We start from the raw sequence: 18,258 nt of genomic DNA, 5'->3' as shown, positions 1-18,258 counted from the left end.
TTTTTATACAGTTGCTGGGATTATATACAGTAAATCGGCAATGGCAAATTTTTGCCTGTGCTGCCGGCCGGGGCGCTCGACCCGTTGGTCATGCGATGTGCTTTAATGAGCCGGATCGTCGCGTTCGTCTTGACATATCCCTGGTGTGAAACGTATGTTTCAAACGTTTGTTCGCCAGGTGAGGGTGTCATGGCTCAGTCGGAAACTGTCGAGCGCATATTGGATGCTGCAGAGCAGTTGTTTGCAGAAAAAGGCTTCGCCGAGACCTCGTTGCGACTCATCACGAGCAAGGCCGGGGTCAATCTTGCCGCGGTCAATTACCATTTCGGTTCGAAGAAGGCGCTGATCCAGGCGGTGTTCTCCCGCTTTCTCGGCCCTTTCTGCCTGAGCCTGGAGCGTGAGCTCGATGTTCGCCAGGGGCAAAAGCCCAGCCTTGAAGAGTTGCTGGAAATGCTGGTCGACCAGGCCTTGGCGGTCAAGCCGCGCAATGGCGACGACCTGTCCATTTTCATGCGCTTGCTGGGGCTGGCGTTCAGTCAGAGCCAAGGGCATCTGCGTCGTTATCTGGAGGATATGTACGGCAAGGTTTTCCGCCGTTACCTGATCCTGTTGCATGACGCGGCGCCTGGCATACCGCCGCTCGAACTGTTCTGGCGCGTGCATTTCATGCTGGGGGCCGCAGCGTTCAGCATGTCCGGGATCAAGGCCCTGCGGGCCATTTCCGAAAATGATTTCGGCGTCGATACCTCGATTGAGCAGGTCATGCGCCTGATGGTGCCGTTCCTCGCCGCCGCCATGCGCTCGGAAAGTGCGGTCAAGGATGAAGCGCTTGCCTCTGCCCGGTTGCGCCCGCGGCAGAAGAATGGTGCGGGCAAGGCCTGACCAGGATGCATCACGCAAACGGGTCGGCTAAGCTGGCGACCCTATGCGATACCTCCCGAAACTCCTCGATTCGTCGAAGGTGCCCGTCGTTCCGACAGGATCAATGCCGCGCTTCGCACGTCCACGCACTTGCCCAAGGAAACCCTCATGAGTGATCCCGTCTATGGCTCGTTGATGCTCGATATCCAGGGCGCTTGGCTGACTGCCGAGGACCGCCGGATATTGCGCCAGCCGGAAGTGGGGGGGCTGATCATCTTCGCCCGCAATATCGAGGAGCCGCGCCAGGTGCGCGAGCTGTGCGCCGCTATCCGCGCGATTCGTCCCGACCTGCTGCTGGCCGTGGATCAGGAGGGCGGTCGGGTGCAGCGCTTGCGCCGTGGTTTCGTGCGGTTGCCGGCGATGCTGGCGCTGGCTGGCAACGATAATGCGGAGTACCTGTCGCGCCAGTGCGGTTGGCTGATGGCGAGCGAAGTGCTGGCCGTCGGCCTGGACCTCAGCTTCGCTCCGGTGCTGGATCTCGAGCACCAGCGCAGTGCCGTGATCGGCAGTCGCAGTTTTTCTGGCGATGCCGAGCGTGCGGCTACATTGGCCGGCGCGTTCATCGCTGGCATGGCGGAAGCAGGTATGGCTGCTACCGGCAAGCATTTCCCCGGCCATGGCTGGGCTGAGGCCGACTCGCATGTGGCGATCCCGGTGGACGAGCGCAGCCTGGAGCAGATCCGCAGCGTCGACATGCTGCCGTTCCAGCGCCTGATCGGCCAGTTGGCGGCGATCATGCCGGCCCATGTCATCTATTCGGCGGTGGACGATCAGCCTGCCGGTTTCTCCAGGCGTTGGCTGCAGGACATCCTGCGTGGCGAGCTGGGATTCACCGGGGTGATTTTCAGCGATGATCTGTCGATGGCTGGCGCTCATGTGGTGGGCGATGCCGCCCAGCGCATCAGGGCCGCACTGAATGCCGGCTGCGACATGGGCCTGGTATGCAACGACCGTGGTTCGGCAGAACTGGCGCTCAGTGCCTTGCAGACACTCAAGGTGCAACCGCCCAAAGGGCTGGCACGCATGCGTGGACGCGGCGTTCGCTCGACCGATTACAAGCAGGACCCGCGTTGGCTAGAGGCCGTGAGCGCGTTGCGGGCGGCGCAGTTGATCGAGTGATTTTCAAGAGCCTTCGCGGGCATGGCCTGGGCGCCCCGCCCGCGATGCTTGTCGGCTACGGCAGAAGCCGCTCGAATAGCGCTTCCAGAGTATTGAAGCGTTCTTCCGCCCGTTCCATCGGTACCTGGAGTTTGAACATCGTCGCGCCCTCGAACTTGTAGCGCTTGGGTTGGCTCTGGATCAGCTTGATCAATGTGAGTGGGTCGACCGGCGTTTCCGTGGCGAACTCGATGCGTCCGCCTTGCGGGCCGGCGTCGACCTTCTTGATCCCGAGCTTTTCCGCCTGCAGCTTGAGCAGGGTGATGCGTACCAGGTTCTTGGTCGGCTCGGGCAGCAGGCCGAAGCGGTCGATCATCTCGACCTGCAATTCCTTCAGGCCGTCTTCGTCGATGGCGTTGGCGATGCGCTTGTACAGGATCAGCCGCGCATGCACATCCGGCAGGTAGTCTTCGGGGATCAGCGCCGGCAGGCGCAGGTTTATTTCCGGACCGCCGCCCAGCGGTTGTTCCAGGTTCGGCTGCTCGCCTTTCTGGATCGCCTTGACCGCACGCTCGAGCATTTCCATATAAAGGGTGAAACCGACCGCCTGGATCTGCCCGCTCTGGCCGTCGCCGAGCAACTCGCCGGCGCCACGGATTTCCAGGTCGTGGGTCGCCAGGACGAAACCGGCGCCGAGGTCCTGGGCATTGGCGATGGCTTCCAGGCGTTTTTCCGCATCCTGGGTCATCTGCTTGCGCGGTGGTGTCAGCAGGTAGGCATAGGCCTGGTGGTGGCTGCGGCCGACGCGACCGCGAAGCTGGTGCAACTGGGCCAGGCCGAATTTGTCGGCGCGCTCGATGATGATGGTGTTGGCACTTGGCACGTCGATGCCGGTTTCGATGATGGTCGAGGCCACCAGCACGTTGAAGCGCTTGTGGTAGAAGTCGCTCATCACCTGTTCGAGATCGCGCTCGCGCATTTGCCCATGACCGATGCCGATGCGTGCCTCGGGCACCAGCTCGGCGAGGTCGGCGGCGCATTTCTCGATAGTCTTGACGTCGTTGTGCAGGTAGTACACCTGGCCGCCGCGCAGCAGTTCACGCAGCAGTGCTTCCTTGATCGTCGGGTTGTTCTGTTCCATGACGAAGGTGCGCACGGACAGGCGCCGAGCTGGCGGTGTGGCGATGATCGACAGGTCGCGCATGCCGGCCACGGCCATGTTCAGGGTGCGCGGTATTGGCGTTGCGGTGAGGGTGAGGATATCCACTTCACTGCGCAGTGCCTTGAGCTGTTCCTTCTGGCGTACGCCGAAACGGTGCTCTTCGTCGATGATCGCCAGGCCGAGGTTGTGGAACTTGACGTCGTCCTGCAGCAGCTTGTGGGTGCCGATGACGATGTCGATCTTGCCTTCGGCCAGCTTCTGCACGGCGGCGTCGACTTCCTTGGCGCTCTTGAAGCGGCTCATCACCTCGACCTTCACCGGCCAGTCGGCGAAGCGGTCGCGGAAGCTGTTGTAGTGCTGCTGGGCGAGCAGGGTGGTCGGCACCAGCACGGCGACCTGGCGTCCGCTGTGCACGGCGATGAATGCCGCGCGCATGGCCACTTCGGTCTTGCCGAAACCGACATCGCCGCACACCAGTCGATCCATTGGCTTGCCGGCGAGCATATCGACGCGCACCGCCTCGATTGCGCTTTGCTGGTCTGGGGTTTCCTCGAAGGGGAAGCCGGCACTGAAGGTTTCGTAGTCGGCCTTCGGGTCGGCGAAGGCATGCCCCTCGCGAGCGGCGCGTCGCGCATAGATGTCGAGCAGCTCAGCGGCGACATCGCGCACCTGTTCGGCGGCTTTGCGCTTGGCTTTCTGCCAGGTTTCCGAGCCAAGTCGGTGCAAAGGCGCCAGGGCGTCATCGCTACCGGTGTAGCGGGCGATCAGGTGCAGGTTGGCCACCGGCACGTAGAGCTTGGCTTCCTCGGCATACATCAGGGCGAGGAATTCGGCGCTCTGGCCTTCGATTTCCAGGGTAATCAGGCCCAGGTAGCGACCGACACCGTGATCGATGTGAACCACCGGCGAACCTTCACGCAGTTCGGTGAGGTTCTTGATCACGTTGTCGCCGCCATCGCGGGATTTTTCCCGGCGCCGGCGCTGCATCACGCGCTGACCGAACAGCGGGCTTTCGGCGATCAGGGCGATTTCGTCGAGCAGCAGGCCTTCGTCGAGCGGGGCGATGGTGATGCCCAGGCGTTCTCCGCCCGCAGTGAACTGCGGCCAGCCGGCTACTTCCTGGGGCTTGAGCTTGAGCCGGGCGAGCAGCTCCAGCAGCACCTCGCGGCGCCCGGCCGATTCGGCGCAGAACAGCACGCGACCGGGGTATTCCTCGATGAAGCGGCGTAGCGCCGCCAGTGGTTCGCTGGCCTTGGCCTGGATCGCCAGGTCCGGCAGCGCGCGGGCGTCGAAGCGCTCGCGGCCGACGCCGGTCTCGATGTCTTCCTGGCTGGCGATCACGCGTGGCCAGTTCTTCAGGCGGGCGAAGCAGTCCTCGACCGGCAGGAAGATATCGATTGGCGCCAGCAGTGGGCGCTCGGGGTCGTAGCGGCGGTCCTCGTAGCGGTTGCGCGCATCGCTCCAGAACTGTTCGGCGGCCTTCTCGATGCCCGGCAACGAGAATACCTGGGTGTCCTGCGGCAGGTAGTCGAACAGGGTGGCGGTTTCTTCGAAGAACAGCGGCAGGTAGTACTCGATACCGGCGGGCGTGATGCCGGTGCTGAGGTCCTGGTAGATCGGACAGCGGCGGAAGTCGACGTCGAAACGCTCGCGAAAGCGCCCGCGGAAATCGCTGACGGCTTTCTTGTCCAGCGGAAACTCACGGGCCGGCAACAGGCGAACCGATTCGACCTTGTCGATGGAGCGCTGGTTCTCCGGGTCGAAGGTGCGCAGGGTTTCGATTTCGTCGTCGAACAGGTCGATGCGATAGGGCAGTGCGCTGCCCATGGGGAACAGGTCGAGCAAGGCGCCGCGCACGGCGAATTCGCCGTGTTCGTAGACCGTATCGACGCAACGGTAGCCGGCTGCCTCCAGGCGCAGGCGCATTTCCTCGACGTCGAGTTTCTGGCCGATATCCAGGACCAGGCCGCTACCGAGCAGGAAGCGCGTCGGCGCCAGGCGATGCAGGGCGGTGCTGATCGGCACCACCAACACGCCGTGCTTCAGTCGCGGCAGTTGATAGAGCGAGGAAATGCGCTGGGAAATGATGTCCTGGTGGGGCGAGAACAGGTCATACGGCAGGGTTTCCCAGTCGGGAAAATGCAGCACTGGCAGCTCGGGCGCGAAGAAGCGCAGTTCTTCCTGCAGGCGTTCAGCGCTCTGGCTGTCGGCGGTCAGCAGCAGGGTGAAGCGCTTGGCGGCGTTGGCTGCTTCGGCGATGACCAGGCTCAGGGCGGCGCCGGGCAGATTGCCCCAGTGCTGTTTGCCGGCTTCGGCGGGAAGAGGGGGGAGGCGCAGGGTGGACGCGGGCAAAAGAAGGCTCCGGTCTGAGAATTTAGGCGGCGATTGTAACTATCTGGATGGCAGGATGTCAGTCTTCCGACCGCTGCAGATTGCCGCCGCTGGCGCGCGCCGTCATAATGTAGCCCTTTTTTTCATCCCCTACATGTGGAAGGTAATGCCCGTGACCCAGAAGCCCGACCAGTGTCTCGGTGAGTGGATCGATCGTGAAGCCCTCGCAGAAGCGATGATTCCTCTGATTGGCCAGCTCTACCGCAACAACAATGTAGTGCTCTCCATCCATGGGCGCAGCCTGATCAACCGTTCGGTGATCGAGATTCTCAAGGCGCACCGTTTTGCCCGTCATCGCCAGGCGGACGAGAGCAGCCTCTCGGTGCATGACTCCTACGCGGCGCTCAAAGCGCTGAGCGAGCTCAAGCTGGGCGCGGCTTCCGTCGACCTCGGCAAGCTGGTTGGCAAATTCAAGGCAGAAGGCAAGGGCCGCAGCATCGAGCAGTTCGTCCGTGACGAGCTGGCCGACGTGGTCGACAAGCAGAACGCCACGCCGCGCAAGGGCACCGACGTCGTGCTCTACGGTTTCGGCCGCATCGGCCGCCTGCTGGCGCGTATCCTGATCGATCACACCGGTGGTGGCGACGGCCTGCGCCTACGCGCGATCGTCGTGCGCAAGGGCGCCGAGAACGACCTGGTCAAGCGTGCCAGCCTGCTGCGCCGCGATTCGGTACATGGCAAGTTCAACGGCACCATCACCATCGATGAGGAAAACAACACCCTCACCGCCAACGGCAACCTGATCCAGGTGATCTACGCCAAGGACCCGTCGGCCATCGACTACACCCAGTACGGCATCAAGGATGCCCTGCTGGTCGACAACACCGGCGTGTGGCGTGATGCCGAAGGCCTGGGCCAGCACCTGAAGTGTCCGGGCGTCGATCGCGTGGTGCTGACCGCACCGGGCAAAGGCGCGCTGAAGAACATCGTACATGGCATCAACCATGGCGATATCACGGCCGACGACAAGATCATCTCGGCGGCATCCTGCACCACCAACGCCATCGTGCCGGTGCTCAAGGCGGTCAACGACAAGTTCGGCATCGTCAACGGTCACGTTGAAACCGTTCACTCGTACACCAACGACCAGAACCTGATCGACAACTTCCACAAGGGCAGCCGTCGTGGTCGCAGTGCTGCGCTGAACATGGTCATCACCGAAACCGGTGCCGCCACCGCGGCCGCCAAGGCCCTGCCGGTGCTGAAGGGCAAGCTGACCGGCAACGCGATCCGCGTGCCGACGCCGAACGTGTCGATGGCCATCCTCAACCTGAACCTGGAAAAGGCCACCACCCGCGACGAGATCAACGAGTACCTGCGCCAGATGGCCATGCACTCCGAGCTGCAGAAGCAGATCGACTTCGTCAGCTCCCAGGAAGTGGTCTCCACCGACTTCGTCGGTTCGCGCCATGCCGGTGTGGTCGATGCCGAGGCGACCATCGCCAACGACAACCGTGTCGTGCTCTACGTCTGGTACGACAACGAGTTTGGCTACAGTTGCCAGGTTGTGCGCGTGATGGAAGACATGGCCGGGGTCAACCCGCCAGCGTTCCCGAAGTAAGCCTCGGGTGACAGGGCAACGGGAGCTTCGGCTCCCGTTTTGCTTTTCAGCGGCCCAGGAAATGTTGTGTGCAATGCGCATGTAGTGAACACAGCGCTCGCTTACCTCGCGACCAATCGCTAATGTTCTGTGCGCAATGGTCCGGTTAATCTGTACCAAGGTTTTACGGTCGCCGCACGATCTGCGCGACCCAAGTCGGGGATGCCGCCGTGGCGTTCCCGCCTGTAATGAGGAGTAAGCATGGCGGTCTACAACTATGACGTAGTGGTGCTGGGTTCCGGCCCGGCGGGTGAAGGTGCGGCGATGAATGCGGCGAAAGCCGGGCGCAAGGTCGCGGTGGTCGACAGCCGAGCCGAGGTCGGCGGCAACTGTACCCACCTGGGCACCATTCCTTCCAAGGCGCTGCGTCATTCGGTGCGTCAGATCATGCAATACAACACCAACCCGCTGTTTCGCCAGATTGGCGAGCCACGCTGGTTTTCCTTCCCGGATGTGCTGAAGAGCGCGGAGAACGTCATCGACAAGCAGGTCGCCTCGCGCACCAGCTATTACGCGCGCAACCGCGTCGACGTGTTCTTCGGCACCGCCAGTTTCGCTGACGATCAGACCGTCCAGGTGGTGTGCCAGAACGGCATGCTCGATACCCTGCTCGGCAAACAGATCATCATCGCCACCGGCTCGCGTCCGTATCGTCCGGCCGATGTCGATTTCAATCACCCGCGAGTCTATGACAGCGACACCATCCTCAGCCTGACCCATACGCCTCGTCGGCTGATCATCTATGGCGCTGGCGTGATCGGTTCGGAATACGCCTCGATCTTCAGTGGCCTGGGGGTGCTGGTCGACCTGATCGACAACCGCGACCAGTTGCTCAGTTTCCTCGACGATGAAATCTCCGATGCGCTGGGCTACCACCTGTGCACCAACAACGTGCTGATTCGTCACAATGAAGAGTACGAGCGCATCGAGGGGGTGGATAACGGCGTAATCCTGCACCTCAAGTCGGGCAAGAAGATCAAGGCTGACGCCTTGCTCTGGTGCAACGGTCGTACCGGCAACACCGACAGGCTGGGCCTGGAAAACATCGGCATCAAGGTCAACAGCCGTGGCCAGATCGATGTCGATCAGTATTACCGCACCTCGGTTTCCAACATCTATGCCGCTGGTGACGTGATCGGCTGGCCAAGCCTGGCCAGCGCCGCTTCCGACCAGGGCCGCTCGGCTGCCGGCAGTGCGGTGGAGAACGATAGCTGGCGTTTCGTCGATGACGTGCCGACCGGGATCTACACCATTCCCGAGATCAGCTCGATTGGCAAAACCGAACGCGAACTGACCCAGGCCAAGGTGCCGTACGAGGTGGGCAAGGCCTTCTTCAAGAGCATGGCGCGGGCGCAGATTTCCTTCGAACCGGTGGGCATGCTGAAGATCCTGTTCCACCGCGAGACTCTGCAGGTACTCGGCGTGCATTGCTTCGGCTACCAGGCTTCGGAGATCGTGCACATTGGCCAGGCGATCATGAACCAGGAAGGCGAAGCGAATACGATCAAGTATTTCATCAACACCACCTTCAACTACCCGACCATGGCGGAAGCCTATCGGGTGGCGGCGTTCGATGGCCTGAACCGGCTTTTTTGAGCGGCTCCGACCGGTGGCCTGAGCCGGTCGGGGATGACCCGCTGAGCGACTCCCAAGGATGGCGTTGGCCGAATCGGGAGAGCCTCTGATCAGGAACTGGAAGCAGAAACGCCAGTCAGGTAGCTGACTGGCGTTTTTGTTGGCATCTCTGGCGGCCATGGTGCCGATGGCATGCGCGCGTCTACCTTGGTATGGGCTTCAGCGCTTCAGCGTGGCGACCGCCGTCCCCGGGAAATCGGTGATGATGCTGTCCACGCCGAAATCCGCCAGGCGTCGCATCAGGGCTGGCTCGTTGACCGTCCAGACCGATACGTGCAAGCCCGCTTTCTGTGCTTTCAGCAAACGCTCTGGCGTGCACAGCGTCCAGTTCAATGCCAGCAGGTTGCAGCCATGGTTCAAGGCAACCTTGATCGGGTCGAGCCAGGCATATTCCGCCACTAGGCCGCGCGACAGTTCGGGCGTCAGGCGATTAAGTGCTCGCAATACTTCACGGGAGCTACTGGTCACCGTGACCTTGTCCTTGAGGCCGAAGCGCTCGGCCAGCGCCTGGATCGCCTGCACGGTACGGGCCGCGCGCACCCGCGAGGCACTCTTCACCTCAAGCTGCCAGTGCTCGAAATCGCACTGCTCGAACAGGGTTTCCAGCCTGGGGATGGGGCAGGGGACTTTCCAGCCTGGACCGCCCTGGCGCGCATCGTAGGTCACCAGCTCTTCGGCGGCATGCTCGACGACCTTGCCACGCCGACCGGTAGTGCGCTTGAGCGTCGGGTCATGGATGACTATCAGCTCGCCATCGCTGGACAGATGCAGGTCCAGTTCGCAACGGCGCACGCCACGTTCGAGGCAGCGCTGGAAGCTGGTCAGGGTATTTTCCGGGGCTTCGCCCTTGGCGCCACGATGGCCGTAGATGACGGTCACGGTTGTTCCTTGTGCGGTTGGTGGTTGAGCACGCTGTCGACCACGTGGTCGTACTCGAAGTACACGCTGAACTCACGGTAGTCCCAGCGCGTGATCGGCGGTTTGCCGACGGCGGGATGTTCTTCGTCCGGCAGGCCGAAGCGTTCGAGCACCGCGCTTTTCAGTTGCCCGCGCTGGGGCATGGCGATGCCCGTGTGACCTTGCTGGCCGAGTGGGATTTCAATGGTCTCGGCCAGGCTGGCCAGGGGCAGGGAAAGCACCAGCAGGGCGGCGCAGTTCAGGAGGTTTTTGTTCATCGTTGTTGCTCGCGGGCCTGACGACGCTGTTGCGCCTGTTTCTGCAGGATATGCCGGGCGAGCAGTTGGCGCTGTGCGTCGGTCAACGCTTCGAACTCGGTGCCGATCTCGAATGCCCCGTCGTCACGGGCCTGGCAATGCACCACCCGTGCGCGCAGCAGCAGGCCGAGGGCCTGGGGCATCAACACCATCTTGATCGCCAGGTGACTGCCGTTGGCGACCGCCTGGCCATTGCTGAAGCTCAGCCCGCCCTCGGAAAGCGACACCTTGCGTGGCACGCCGATATCGCGCAACAGGCTTTGTGCCAGTGCCTGGCCCAGCAGGTCGATACGCTTGTTGATGACCTTGAGGTAGCCCGCCACGGTGCGATCACGCTCGCTGATATGGCGCAGCATATGTTGCGATTCGAAGTCCATCACATGCAGATCGCTGAGCAGGTTGAACAGCGGCGAAGCGTCGTGCAACACATCACTGGCCAGCGCCTCGGGGCCCGAGAGCAGGCTGAAATCCAGTGCGATCGCGTCATCGATACGGTAGTATTCGCGGCGATCATCAGCGTCTTGATACGGCATGGCGAACCCATGGCAGTAGTGAAGGTCTGAGTTTAAAGCCGCTCGCCAGGCCCCGCCACAAGGACGTCTCTCTTCCGCTAGCGAACTTCATTATCGATGCTCAGACCACTGCCGCTGTTCCTCGGCTTGCGTTACACGCGCGCCAAACGTCGTAGCCACTTCGTTTCCTTCATTTCCCTGACCTCCATCATTGGCCTCGCCCTTGGCGTGCTGGTGATGATCGTCGTGCTGTCGGTGATGAACGGCTTCGATCATGAAATGCGCAGCCGCGTGCTCGGCATGGTGCCCCATGCCACTCTGGAGGGCGGCCAGCCACTGAAGGACTGGCATGAGCTGGCCGGGCGCGTGCAGCAAAGCTCGCAGATCGCTGCCGTGGCGCCGTTCACCCAGATGCAGGGCCTGCTGACCAATAATGGCCAGGTGCAGAAGGTGTTGATCAATGCCATCGACCCGGCCGAGGAAAGCAAGGTCTCGATCATCGGCGACTATTTCGTCCAGCCCGCGGGCTCGAATGGCCTCAAGGAGTTGGAGCCCGGCGCCTTCGGCATCCTGATCGGCGACCTGGCGGCGAAGAATCTCGGGGTCGGTATCGGCGACAAGGTGACTTTCGTCGCGCCGGAGGTCGCGCTGACGCCGGCTGGCATGTTCCCGCGCATGAAGCGCTTCACCGTGGTCGGTATCTTCCATGTCGGTGCCGGCGAGATCGACGGTCATGTGGCCATGGCGCACATCGAGGACGCCGGTCGCCTGCTGCGCCTCAAGCCGGGCGAGGTCCAGGGGCTGCGGCTGAAATTGCACGACCTGTTCCAGGCGCCGCAGGTGTCCTGGCAACTGGCACAATCGTTCAAGGACCTGGACCTCTACGCCCGCGACTGGACGCGCAGCCACGGCAGCCTGTACCAGGCCATCCGCATGGAGAAGACCATGATCGGCCTGCTGTTGCTGCTGATCGTCGCGGTGGCGGCGTTCAACATCATTTCCACCCTGGTGATGGTGGTCACCGACAAGAAGGGCGACATCGCCATCCTCCGTACGCTCGGTGCCACGCCCCGGCAGATCATGCTGACCTTCATGGTCCAGGGCACGGTGATCGGCGTGGTCGGCACCCTGATTGGCGGCGTGCTCGGCGTTCTCGCGGCATTGAATGTCAGTGCCGCGATCAAGTGGCTGGAAGGCGTGCTGGGTATCCAGTTCCTCAATGCCGAGGTGTATTTCATCGATTACCTGCCCTCCCAGGTGCAGGTGCAGGACGTGGTGCTGGTGTGCGGCGCCGCGTTGCTCCTGAGTTTCCTCGCCACCCTATATCCGGCCTGGCGTGCGGCGCGCACCCAGCCAGCGGAGGCTTTGCGTTATGAGTGATAAGGCTGTCCTGAGTTGCCGCAACCTGGGCAAGAGTTACGAGGAAGGCCCACAGACGGTCGAGGTGCTGTCTGGTGTCGAGCTGGAACTGTTGCCTGGCGAGCGTGTGGCCATCATTGGCAGCTCCGGTTCCGGCAAGAGCACCCTGTTGAACATGCTCGGCGGCCTGGATACGCCTTCGCGCGGCAGCGTCTGGCTGGCTGGCGAGGAACTGTCGGCGCTCAGCGAGAAGCAGCGCGGCCTGTTGCGTAATCGGGCCCTGGGCTTCGTCTACCAGTTTCACCATCTGTTGCCCGAGTTCACCGCCCTGGAGAACGTGTGCATGCCGTTGCTGATCGGCAAGACGCCGATTGCCGAAGCCCGGGAGCGGGCCAGCGCGCTGCTCAAGCGGGTCGGCCTGGGCCATCGGTTGCCGCACAAGCCGGCTGAATTGTCCGGTGGTGAGCGTCAGCGCGTGGCCATCGCCCGCGCGCTGGTCAACCAGCCGGCGCTGGTGTTGCTCGACGAACCGACCGGCAACCTCGACCAGCACACCGGCCAGGGCATCCAGGAACTGATGCTCGAACTCAGTGTTTCGTCGCAAACGGCATTCCTCGTGGTGACCCACGATGTGCAACTGGCGCGGCAGATGGATCGCGTGCTGCGTCTCGAAGAGGGACGCCTGATCGAGGACCACGCCTGACATGTTCCGGCCACTCTCGATCTTCATCGGCACCCGCTATACGCGGGCCAAGCGGCGCAATCACTACATCTCGTTCATTTCCCTGACCTCCCTGATCGGCCTGGCCCTGGGGGTGCTGGCGATGATCGTGGTGTTGTCGGTGATGAATGGCTTCCAGAAGGAAATGAGCCAGCGCATCCTCGGCATGGTGCCTCATGCCACCTTGAGCGCCGGCAAGGCGCTGGCTGACTGGCGCCCGGTGGCTGAGGCGGCAATGCGTGACAAGCGCGTGACCGGTGCCGCACCGTTCGCCGAGCTGGAGGGCATGTTGTCGTTCAAGGGCTCGATGCAACCGGTGCAGATCAACGGCATCGACCCCGAACGCGAGAAGCAGGTGTCCATCGTCGGCGAGCACATCGTCCAGGGCAGCCTCGGTGACCTGCGTTCCGGCGAGTTCGGTGTGGTGATCGGCGAGATCACGGCACGGCGCTTTCGCCTCAAAATCGGCGACAAGCTGACCCTGATCGTGCCCGAGGTGAGTGCCACCGCGTCGGGCATCACGCCGCGCCTGCAGCGCCTGAACGTGGTGGGGGTGTTCAAGGTCGGTGCCGAGCTGGACAGCAGCCTGGCGCTGATTCATATCGACGACGCGTCGAGCATCTTGCGCCTGGAGCCAGGGCAGGTGCAGAGCGTGCGCATCGCCCTGAAGGACCTGTACCAGGCGCCACAGGTATCCAAGGCGATTGCCGCGCAGTTGGGCGATGGTTACCAGGCCAGCGACTGGACGCGCACCCAGGGCAGCCTGTTCAGTGCGATGAAGATGGAAAAGACCATGATCGGTCTGCTGCTGATGCTGATCATCGCGGTGGCGGCGTTCAACATCATCGCCACGCTGATCATGGTAGTCGCCGACAAGCGCGCCGACATCGCCATCCTGCGCACCCTCGGCGCCACGCCGGCGCGGATCATGCGCGTGTTCATGGTCCAGGGCACGGTGATCGGCAGCGTCGGAACGCTGATCGGTGGCGTGCTCGGAGTGATTGCCGCGCTGAACATCAGCAGTTGGGTGGCGCTGTTCGAACGGCTGACGGGCACGCATGTCTTCAGTTCGGACGTGTATTTCGTCAGCAACCTGCCATCCGACCTGCAGTGGGCGGATGTGGCGCTGGTTTGTGGCGCCGCGCTGCTGATGAGTTTCCTCGCGACCCTTTATCCTGCCTGGCGTGCCGCGCGTACCCAGCCGGCCGAGGCGTTGCGTTACGAGTGACTGGTTGAACCGTCGCGCTCAAGGATGAGCGCAGGGAGATGTGATGCGTACAGGGATGTTGGCGCTGGCCCTCGGGTTGGCGTGTCTGCCGTTGCTACCTGCCTTGCTGCCCGCCTGGGCGCTGATCCTGCTGCTGGTGCTCGCTGTCTGTTGCCTGCCATTTCGCACCTATCCCATCGCTTTTTTCCTTGTCAGCCTTTGCTGGGCCAGCGTTTCGGCGCAATGGGCGCTGGATGATCGCCTGATTGCGCGGCTGGATGGGCAGACACTCTGGATCGAAGGCGAAGTGGTTGGCCTGCCGGATGTCAGCGAGCAAGTGCTGCGCTTTCAACTGCAAGACGCCGTATCTCGACGTTATTCGTTACCACGGCGCATGCGCCTGTCCTGGCATGGCGGCCCGCCGATACTGGCGGGCGAGCGCTGGCGCCTGGCGGTCAAGCTCAAGCGCCCGCGTGGCCTGGTCAATCCCCAGGGCTTCGATTACGAGGCCTGGTTGACCGCGCAGCGCATCGGCGCCACCGGCACGGTGAAGGCCGGTGAGCGGGTACGCGAAGCGGGTGGGCTCGCCAGTTGGCGCGATGCGCTGCGCCAACGCATGCTGGCCGTCGAGGCGCATGGGCGAGCCGGTGGCCTGGCAGCCTTGGTGCTGGGCGATGCTTCCGGTCTGACGACTGCTGACTGGCGCGTGCTGCAGGATACCGGCACCGTGCACTTGATGGTCATATCGGGGCAGCACGTGACGCTGTTTTCTGCGCTGCTGTATGGGCTGATCGCCGGGCTCGCGCGCCTGGGTGCTTGGCCGTCACGTCTGCCCTGGCTGCCATGCGCTTGCGTCATGGCTTTCACCGGTGCGCTTGGTTATGGGCTGATGGCCGGCTTCGAAGTGCCGGTGCGGCGCTCCTGCGTGATGATTGCCGTGGTTCTGTTGTGGCGTTTGCGCTTTCGCCATCTGGGGGTGGGGATGCCACTGCTGATGGCCTGGAACCTGGTGCTGCTGGCTGAGCCGCTGGCGACCTTGCAGGCAGGGTTCTGGCTGTCGTTCGGTGCAGTGGCGATTCTGGCGCTGGTGTTCAGCGCGCGGCTGGGTGTCTCGCCCTGGTGGGACATCTGGTGGCGAGCCCAGTGGACCGTGACCATCGGTCTTCTGCCACCTTTTCTGCTGCTGGGGTTGCCGATCAGTCTTACTGGCCCATTGACCAATTTGGTCGCCGTGCCCTGGGTCAGCTTTCTGGTGGTGCCGCTGGCGTTGCTGGGGGCGATGCTGTTGCCCGTGCCATGGCTGGGGGAGGGCATGTTGTGGCTGGCCGGGCTCTTGCTGGACTGGCTGCTGCGCGGGCTGGGCTGGGCGGCGGCGCTATACCCGGCATGGCTGCCGATGAGCTTGCCTTTATGGGCCTGGTGCCTGATCAGCCTTGGTTGCCTGCTCGCACTATTACCGCCTGGCGTGCCCGTGCGCCTGCTGAGCCTGCCGCTGCTGGCCCTGCTGTTTTTCACGCCGCAACAATTGCCCGTGCCCGGCCGTGCCGATGTCTGGCAGTTCGACGTAGGCCAGGGCCTGTCGCTGCTGGTGCGCACGCAGAATCATGCGTTGCTCTACGACGCCGGTCCGCGCACCGGTGATTTCGATATCGGTGAGCGCGTGGTGGTGCCTTCTTTGCGTGCGCTGGGCGTTAGCCGTCTGGATGTGCTGCTGCTCAGCCATGCGGACAGTGATCATGCTGGCGGCGCCCCGGCGGTTCAGACGGGGCTGGCAGTGGAGCGTGTCCTGAGCGGAGAAGTCGCGCGGCTGCCTGGGTCGCTCGGCGCCGAAACCTGCCGCGACGACGAAAGCTGGACCTGGGATGGCGTGCGTTTCACGACCTGGCACTGGGCCGAGGGTGGCTCGGGCAATGCGTTGTCCTGCGTGCTGCGGGTCGAGGCCAACGGCGAGAGCATCCTGCTGACCGGCGACATCGACGTACAGGCCGAAGCGGTGCTGCTGGCCCGTGGGCGCCAGGTCAGGGCGGATTGGCTGCAGGTGCCGCACCATGGCAGTCGCAGTTCATCGTCCGTGCGCTTTCTCAACCAGGCCACGCCTGGGGCTGCGCTGATCTCCCGTGGCCAGCACAATGCCTTCGGCCATCCCCATCCGCGGGTGGTTGCACGCTATCGCTCCCGTGGTATCGAACTGTATGACAGCGTTGTCCACGGTGCCATTTTGATCCGTCTGGGCGAGCATCGACTTGCACGAGGATTGCGACAACCTGACCGTTTCTGGCGGGAAAAATGAGAACCGCAAAGGCTTCGTGGCCTCGACCCTATGCTAGAGTGTCGCCACTTTTTTCTGGGGGATGCCCAACCGTGTGGGAAATGGTCAAAGCGGGCGGCTGGCTGATGCTGCCGATCATTCTGTGTTCCATCGCTGCCATGGCGATCATCGCCGAACGCCTGTGGGCGCTGCGTCGCAGCCGGGTAGCGCCACCCCATCTGCTGGGCCAGGTGTGGCGCGGGGTCAAGGGCAAGCAGGTCAACGCACAGACGCTCAAGGAACTGCAGGCGTCCTCGCCGCTGGGCGAGATCCTTGCCGCAGGTCTGGCCAACTCCAAGCATGGCCGCGAGATCATGAAGGAGTGCATCGAGGAAGCGGCCAGCCGGGTCATCCACGAGTTGGAGCGCTACCTCAACGCCCTCGGCACCATCGCGGCCATGGCGCCGCTGCTCGGTCTGCTGGGCACCGTGTTCGGCATGATCGAGATATTCGGTGGTTTCATGAACAACGGCATGGCCAATGCGCCGGTCCTGGCGGGCGGTATCGCCAAAGCGTTGGTGACTACCGCCGCAGGCCTGATCGTGGCCATCCCGGCGGTGTTCTTCCACCGTTACCTGTTGCGCCGGGTCGATGAACTGGTCGTGTCCATGGAGCAGGAGGCCATCAAGCTCGTCGAGGTGGTACAGGGCGACCGTGAAGTCGATTTCGTCGAGGAAGGCAAGGCGTGAAGTTCCGGCGCAGAGCGGGCAACGTCGCCCGGGAAGAGGTGTTCCTCAACCTGACCTCGATGATCGACGTGATCTTCGTGTTGCTGCTGTTCTTCGTGGTGACCACTACCTTCAGCCGTCCTACACAGTTGAAGATCGACCTGCCCGAGGCCGCCAGCGGCGAACCCAATGAAGCCCAGGCCAACCCGTTGGAACTGAGTATCGATGAGACGGGCCAGTACGCGGTCAATGGCAAGGTGTTGGTGAAGAACGACCTGGAAAGCCTGACCAACGTGCTGCAGCAGGAGTCCAACGGTGACACCAGCATGCCGCTGATCATCAGTGCGGATGCCAAGACTACCCACCAATCCGTGGTCACTGCCATGGATGCTGCCGGCAAGCTTGGCTTCAGCCATCTACGCATGACCACCGTCGAGTCCAGCGCGGGCAAGTGATGGCGCTCTCCGATCGCCTGCTGGCCGCCTGGTACGGCGGTCATCCTGCCCTGGCGCTGTTGCGGCCGCTCGAATGGCTCTATCGCGGCGTGGTGCGGCGCAAGCGTGCCGCTTTCCTCGCCGGCGATGGTGACATCTACCGCGCCCCGGTGCCGGTACTGGTAGTGGGCAACATCACGGTTGGCGGAACCGGCAAGACGCCGCTGATTCTCTGGCTCATCGAGCATTGCCGTGCCCGTGGTCTGCGCGTTGGCGTGGTGAGTCGTGGCTACGGCGCCAAACCTGAGCGTTTTCCCTGGCGTGTGCGGGCCGAAGATTCTGCGTCGGTGGCGGGCGATGAGCCGCTGTTGATCGTGCGACGCAGCGCTGTACCGCTGGTAATCGACCCGCGCCGTTCCCAGGCCGTGCAAGCGCTACTGGAACAAGAACCGCTGGACCTGATCCTCTGCGATGACGGCCTGCAGCATTACCGCCTGGCCCGCGATTTGGAACTGGTGCTGATCGATGCTGCGCGGGGCCTGGGCAACGGCCACTGCCTGCCCGCCGGGCCGTTGCGCGAGCCGGCCGAGCGCCTGGCCGAGGTCGATGCGCTGCTCTACAACGGTGCCCAGGCCGATACCCCCGACGGCTATGCGTTTCGTCTCGAACCGACGGCCCTGGTGCATGTCGCCAGCGGCAGGCGAGCAGGGCTGGAGCATTTCCCCGCCGGCCAGCAGATGCACGCGGTCGCCGGTATCGGCAACCCGCAGCGTTTCTTCGCCACCCTGCAAGGGTTAAACTGGCGACCTATTGTTCACGCCTTCGCCGACCACGCGGTCTACAGCCCGCAGGCATTGCATTTCAGCCCGGCCCTGCCGTTGCTGATGACCGAAAAGGATGCGGTCAAGTGCCGCGGATTCGCTGGCGATGACTGGTGGTACCTGGCGGTGGATGCCAGGCCTTCGGTTGCCTTCGTCGCCTGGTTCGACGCGCAACTGGAGCGACTGCTGGCCGGGCGTGACTGACCT

The 18,258-nt window shown here is 63.1% G+C and carries 15 protein-coding genes; 11 read left to right on the top strand and 4 right to left on the bottom strand.

Annotation, left to right across the window (positions count from 1 at the left end):
* Positions 1-189 precede the first annotated feature (189 nt).
* Both ACSZPK_RS09310 and nagZ read left to right on the top strand, forming a co-directional pair.
* Positions 190-882 (top strand): TetR/AcrR family transcriptional regulator, encoded by a 693-nt coding sequence (locus tag ACSZPK_RS09310; RefSeq protein ID WP_437881566.1) that lies wholly within the window; start codon positions 190-192, stop codon positions 880-882.
* A 147-nt stretch (positions 883-1,029) separates the two neighbouring features.
* Positions 1,030-2,040 carry a beta-N-acetylhexosaminidase gene (gene nagZ, locus ACSZPK_RS09305; RefSeq protein ID WP_437881173.1) on the top strand — a complete coding sequence of 337 codons (1,011 nt, stop codon included), beginning with the start codon at positions 1,030-1,032 and terminating at the stop codon, positions 2,038-2,040.
* Positions 2,041-2,095: 55 nt separating this feature from the next.
* On the opposite strand, the gene mfd is transcribed toward nagZ, so the two are convergent.
* Positions 2,096-5,533 carry a transcription-repair coupling factor gene (gene mfd / locus ACSZPK_RS09300; protein WP_437881172.1) on the bottom strand — a complete coding sequence of 1,146 codons (3,438 nt, stop codon included), beginning with the start codon at positions 5,531-5,533 and terminating at the stop codon, positions 2,096-2,098.
* A 133-nt stretch (positions 5,534-5,666) separates the two neighbouring features.
* Here mfd and ACSZPK_RS09295 point away from each other — a divergent pair, with 133 nt between their 5' ends.
* Together ACSZPK_RS09295 and sthA are read left to right on the top strand one after the other, a co-directional pair.
* Positions 5,667-7,133: a glyceraldehyde-3-phosphate dehydrogenase gene (locus ACSZPK_RS09295; RefSeq protein WP_437881565.1), complete on the top strand. Its 1,467-nt coding sequence runs from the start codon at positions 5,667-5,669 to the stop codon at positions 7,131-7,133.
* Positions 7,134-7,373: 240 nt separating this feature from the next.
* Positions 7,374-8,768, top strand: a complete 1,395-nt coding sequence (sthA, locus tag ACSZPK_RS09290; RefSeq protein ID WP_437881171.1) for a Si-specific NAD(P)(+) transhydrogenase — start codon at positions 7,374-7,376, stop codon at positions 8,766-8,768.
* A 198-nt stretch (positions 8,769-8,966) separates the two neighbouring features.
* Here sthA and ACSZPK_RS09285 read toward each other — a convergent pair whose 3' ends face one another.
* The 3 genes from ACSZPK_RS09285 to ACSZPK_RS09275 are packed head-to-tail and all read right to left on the bottom strand — an operon-like array spanning position 8,967 to position 10,554.
* Positions 8,967-9,686: a glycerophosphodiester phosphodiesterase gene (locus ACSZPK_RS09285; protein ID WP_437881170.1), complete on the bottom strand. Its 720-nt coding sequence runs from the start codon at positions 9,684-9,686 to the stop codon at positions 8,967-8,969.
* Complete coding sequence (locus ACSZPK_RS09280) at positions 9,683-9,982, bottom strand: phosphodiesterase (protein ID WP_437881169.1); 300 nt, start codon at positions 9,980-9,982, stop codon at positions 9,683-9,685. Before ACSZPK_RS09280 ends, ACSZPK_RS09285 begins: the two co-directional genes overlap by 4 nt.
* Complete coding sequence (locus ACSZPK_RS09275) at positions 9,979-10,554, bottom strand: PilZ domain-containing protein (RefSeq protein ID WP_437881168.1); 576 nt, start codon at positions 10,552-10,554, stop codon at positions 9,979-9,981. Before ACSZPK_RS09275 ends, ACSZPK_RS09280 begins: the two co-directional genes overlap by 4 nt.
* A 96-nt stretch (positions 10,555-10,650) precedes the next feature.
* Between ACSZPK_RS09275 and ACSZPK_RS09270 the strand changes: the two genes are divergently transcribed.
* From ACSZPK_RS09270 to lpxK, 7 genes are all read left to right on the top strand, one after another.
* Positions 10,651-11,913, top strand: a complete 1,263-nt coding sequence (locus ACSZPK_RS09270; protein WP_437881167.1) for a lipoprotein-releasing ABC transporter permease subunit — start codon at positions 10,651-10,653, stop codon at positions 11,911-11,913.
* Positions 11,906-12,595: a lipoprotein-releasing ABC transporter ATP-binding protein LolD gene (gene lolD / locus ACSZPK_RS09265; RefSeq protein ID WP_437881166.1), complete on the top strand. Its 690-nt coding sequence runs from the start codon at positions 11,906-11,908 to the stop codon at positions 12,593-12,595. The genes ACSZPK_RS09270 and lolD overlap by 8 nt, the downstream gene beginning before the upstream one ends.
* A 1-nt stretch (position 12,596) precedes the next feature.
* Positions 12,597-13,841 carry a lipoprotein-releasing ABC transporter permease subunit gene (locus ACSZPK_RS09260; RefSeq protein ID WP_437881165.1) on the top strand — a complete coding sequence of 415 codons (1,245 nt, stop codon included), beginning with the start codon at positions 12,597-12,599 and terminating at the stop codon, positions 13,839-13,841.
* 43 nt (positions 13,842-13,884) lie between these two features.
* Positions 13,885-16,110, top strand: a complete 2,226-nt coding sequence (locus tag ACSZPK_RS09255) for a DNA internalization-related competence protein ComEC/Rec2 (RefSeq protein WP_437881164.1) — start codon at positions 13,885-13,887, stop codon at positions 16,108-16,110.
* 71 nt (positions 16,111-16,181) lie between these two features.
* Complete coding sequence (locus ACSZPK_RS09250) at positions 16,182-16,817, top strand: MotA/TolQ/ExbB proton channel family protein (protein WP_437881163.1); 636 nt, start codon at positions 16,182-16,184, stop codon at positions 16,815-16,817.
* Positions 16,814-17,251 carry an ExbD/TolR family protein gene (locus tag ACSZPK_RS09245; protein ID WP_437881162.1) on the top strand — a complete coding sequence of 146 codons (438 nt, stop codon included), beginning with the start codon at positions 16,814-16,816 and terminating at the stop codon, positions 17,249-17,251. Before ACSZPK_RS09250 ends, ACSZPK_RS09245 begins: the two co-directional genes overlap by 4 nt.
* Positions 17,251-18,255 carry a tetraacyldisaccharide 4'-kinase gene (gene lpxK, locus ACSZPK_RS09240; RefSeq protein WP_437881161.1) on the top strand — a complete coding sequence of 335 codons (1,005 nt, stop codon included), beginning with the start codon at positions 17,251-17,253 and terminating at the stop codon, positions 18,253-18,255. Before ACSZPK_RS09245 ends, lpxK begins: the two co-directional genes overlap by 1 nt.
* Positions 18,256-18,258: the final 3 nt, after the last annotated feature.

This window comes from Pseudomonas sp. LRF_L74, assembly GCF_965644255.1.
GTDB lineage: Bacteria > Pseudomonadota > Gammaproteobacteria > Pseudomonadales > Pseudomonadaceae > Aquipseudomonas.
The sequence above is the reverse complement of the archived record's forward strand: the minus strand, read 5'-3'. Positions and strand labels throughout refer to the sequence as shown.

What these genes read in the sequence shown, in the direction of transcription:
- ACSZPK_RS09310 (WP_437881566.1), top strand. Translation starts at nt 190, where the DNA reads ATGGCTCAGTCGGAAACTGTCGAGCGCATATTGGATGCTGCAGAGCAG.
- nagZ (WP_437881173.1), top strand. Translation starts at nt 1,030, where the DNA reads ATGAGTGATCCCGTCTATGGCTCGTTGATGCTCGATATCCAGGGCGCT.
- ACSZPK_RS09295 (WP_437881565.1), top strand. Translation starts at nt 5,667, where the DNA reads ATGTGGAAGGTAATGCCCGTGACCCAGAAGCCCGACCAGTGTCTCGGT.
- sthA (WP_437881171.1), top strand. Translation starts at nt 7,374, where the DNA reads ATGGCGGTCTACAACTATGACGTAGTGGTGCTGGGTTCCGGCCCGGCG.
- ACSZPK_RS09280 (WP_437881169.1), bottom strand. Translation starts at nt 9,982, where the DNA reads ATGAACAAAAACCTCCTGAACTGCGCCGCCCTGCTGGTGCTTTCCCTG.
- ACSZPK_RS09275 (WP_437881168.1), bottom strand. Translation starts at nt 10,554, where the DNA reads ATGCCGTATCAAGACGCTGATGATCGCCGCGAATACTACCGTATCGAT.
- ACSZPK_RS09270 (WP_437881167.1), top strand. Translation starts at nt 10,651, where the DNA reads ATGCTCAGACCACTGCCGCTGTTCCTCGGCTTGCGTTACACGCGCGCC.
- lolD (WP_437881166.1), top strand. Translation starts at nt 11,906, where the DNA reads ATGAGTGATAAGGCTGTCCTGAGTTGCCGCAACCTGGGCAAGAGTTAC.
- ACSZPK_RS09260 (WP_437881165.1), top strand. Translation starts at nt 12,597, where the DNA reads ATGTTCCGGCCACTCTCGATCTTCATCGGCACCCGCTATACGCGGGCC.
- ACSZPK_RS09255 (WP_437881164.1), top strand. Translation starts at nt 13,885, where the DNA reads ATGCGTACAGGGATGTTGGCGCTGGCCCTCGGGTTGGCGTGTCTGCCG.
- lpxK (WP_437881161.1), top strand. Translation starts at nt 17,251, where the DNA reads ATGGCGCTCTCCGATCGCCTGCTGGCCGCCTGGTACGGCGGTCATCCT.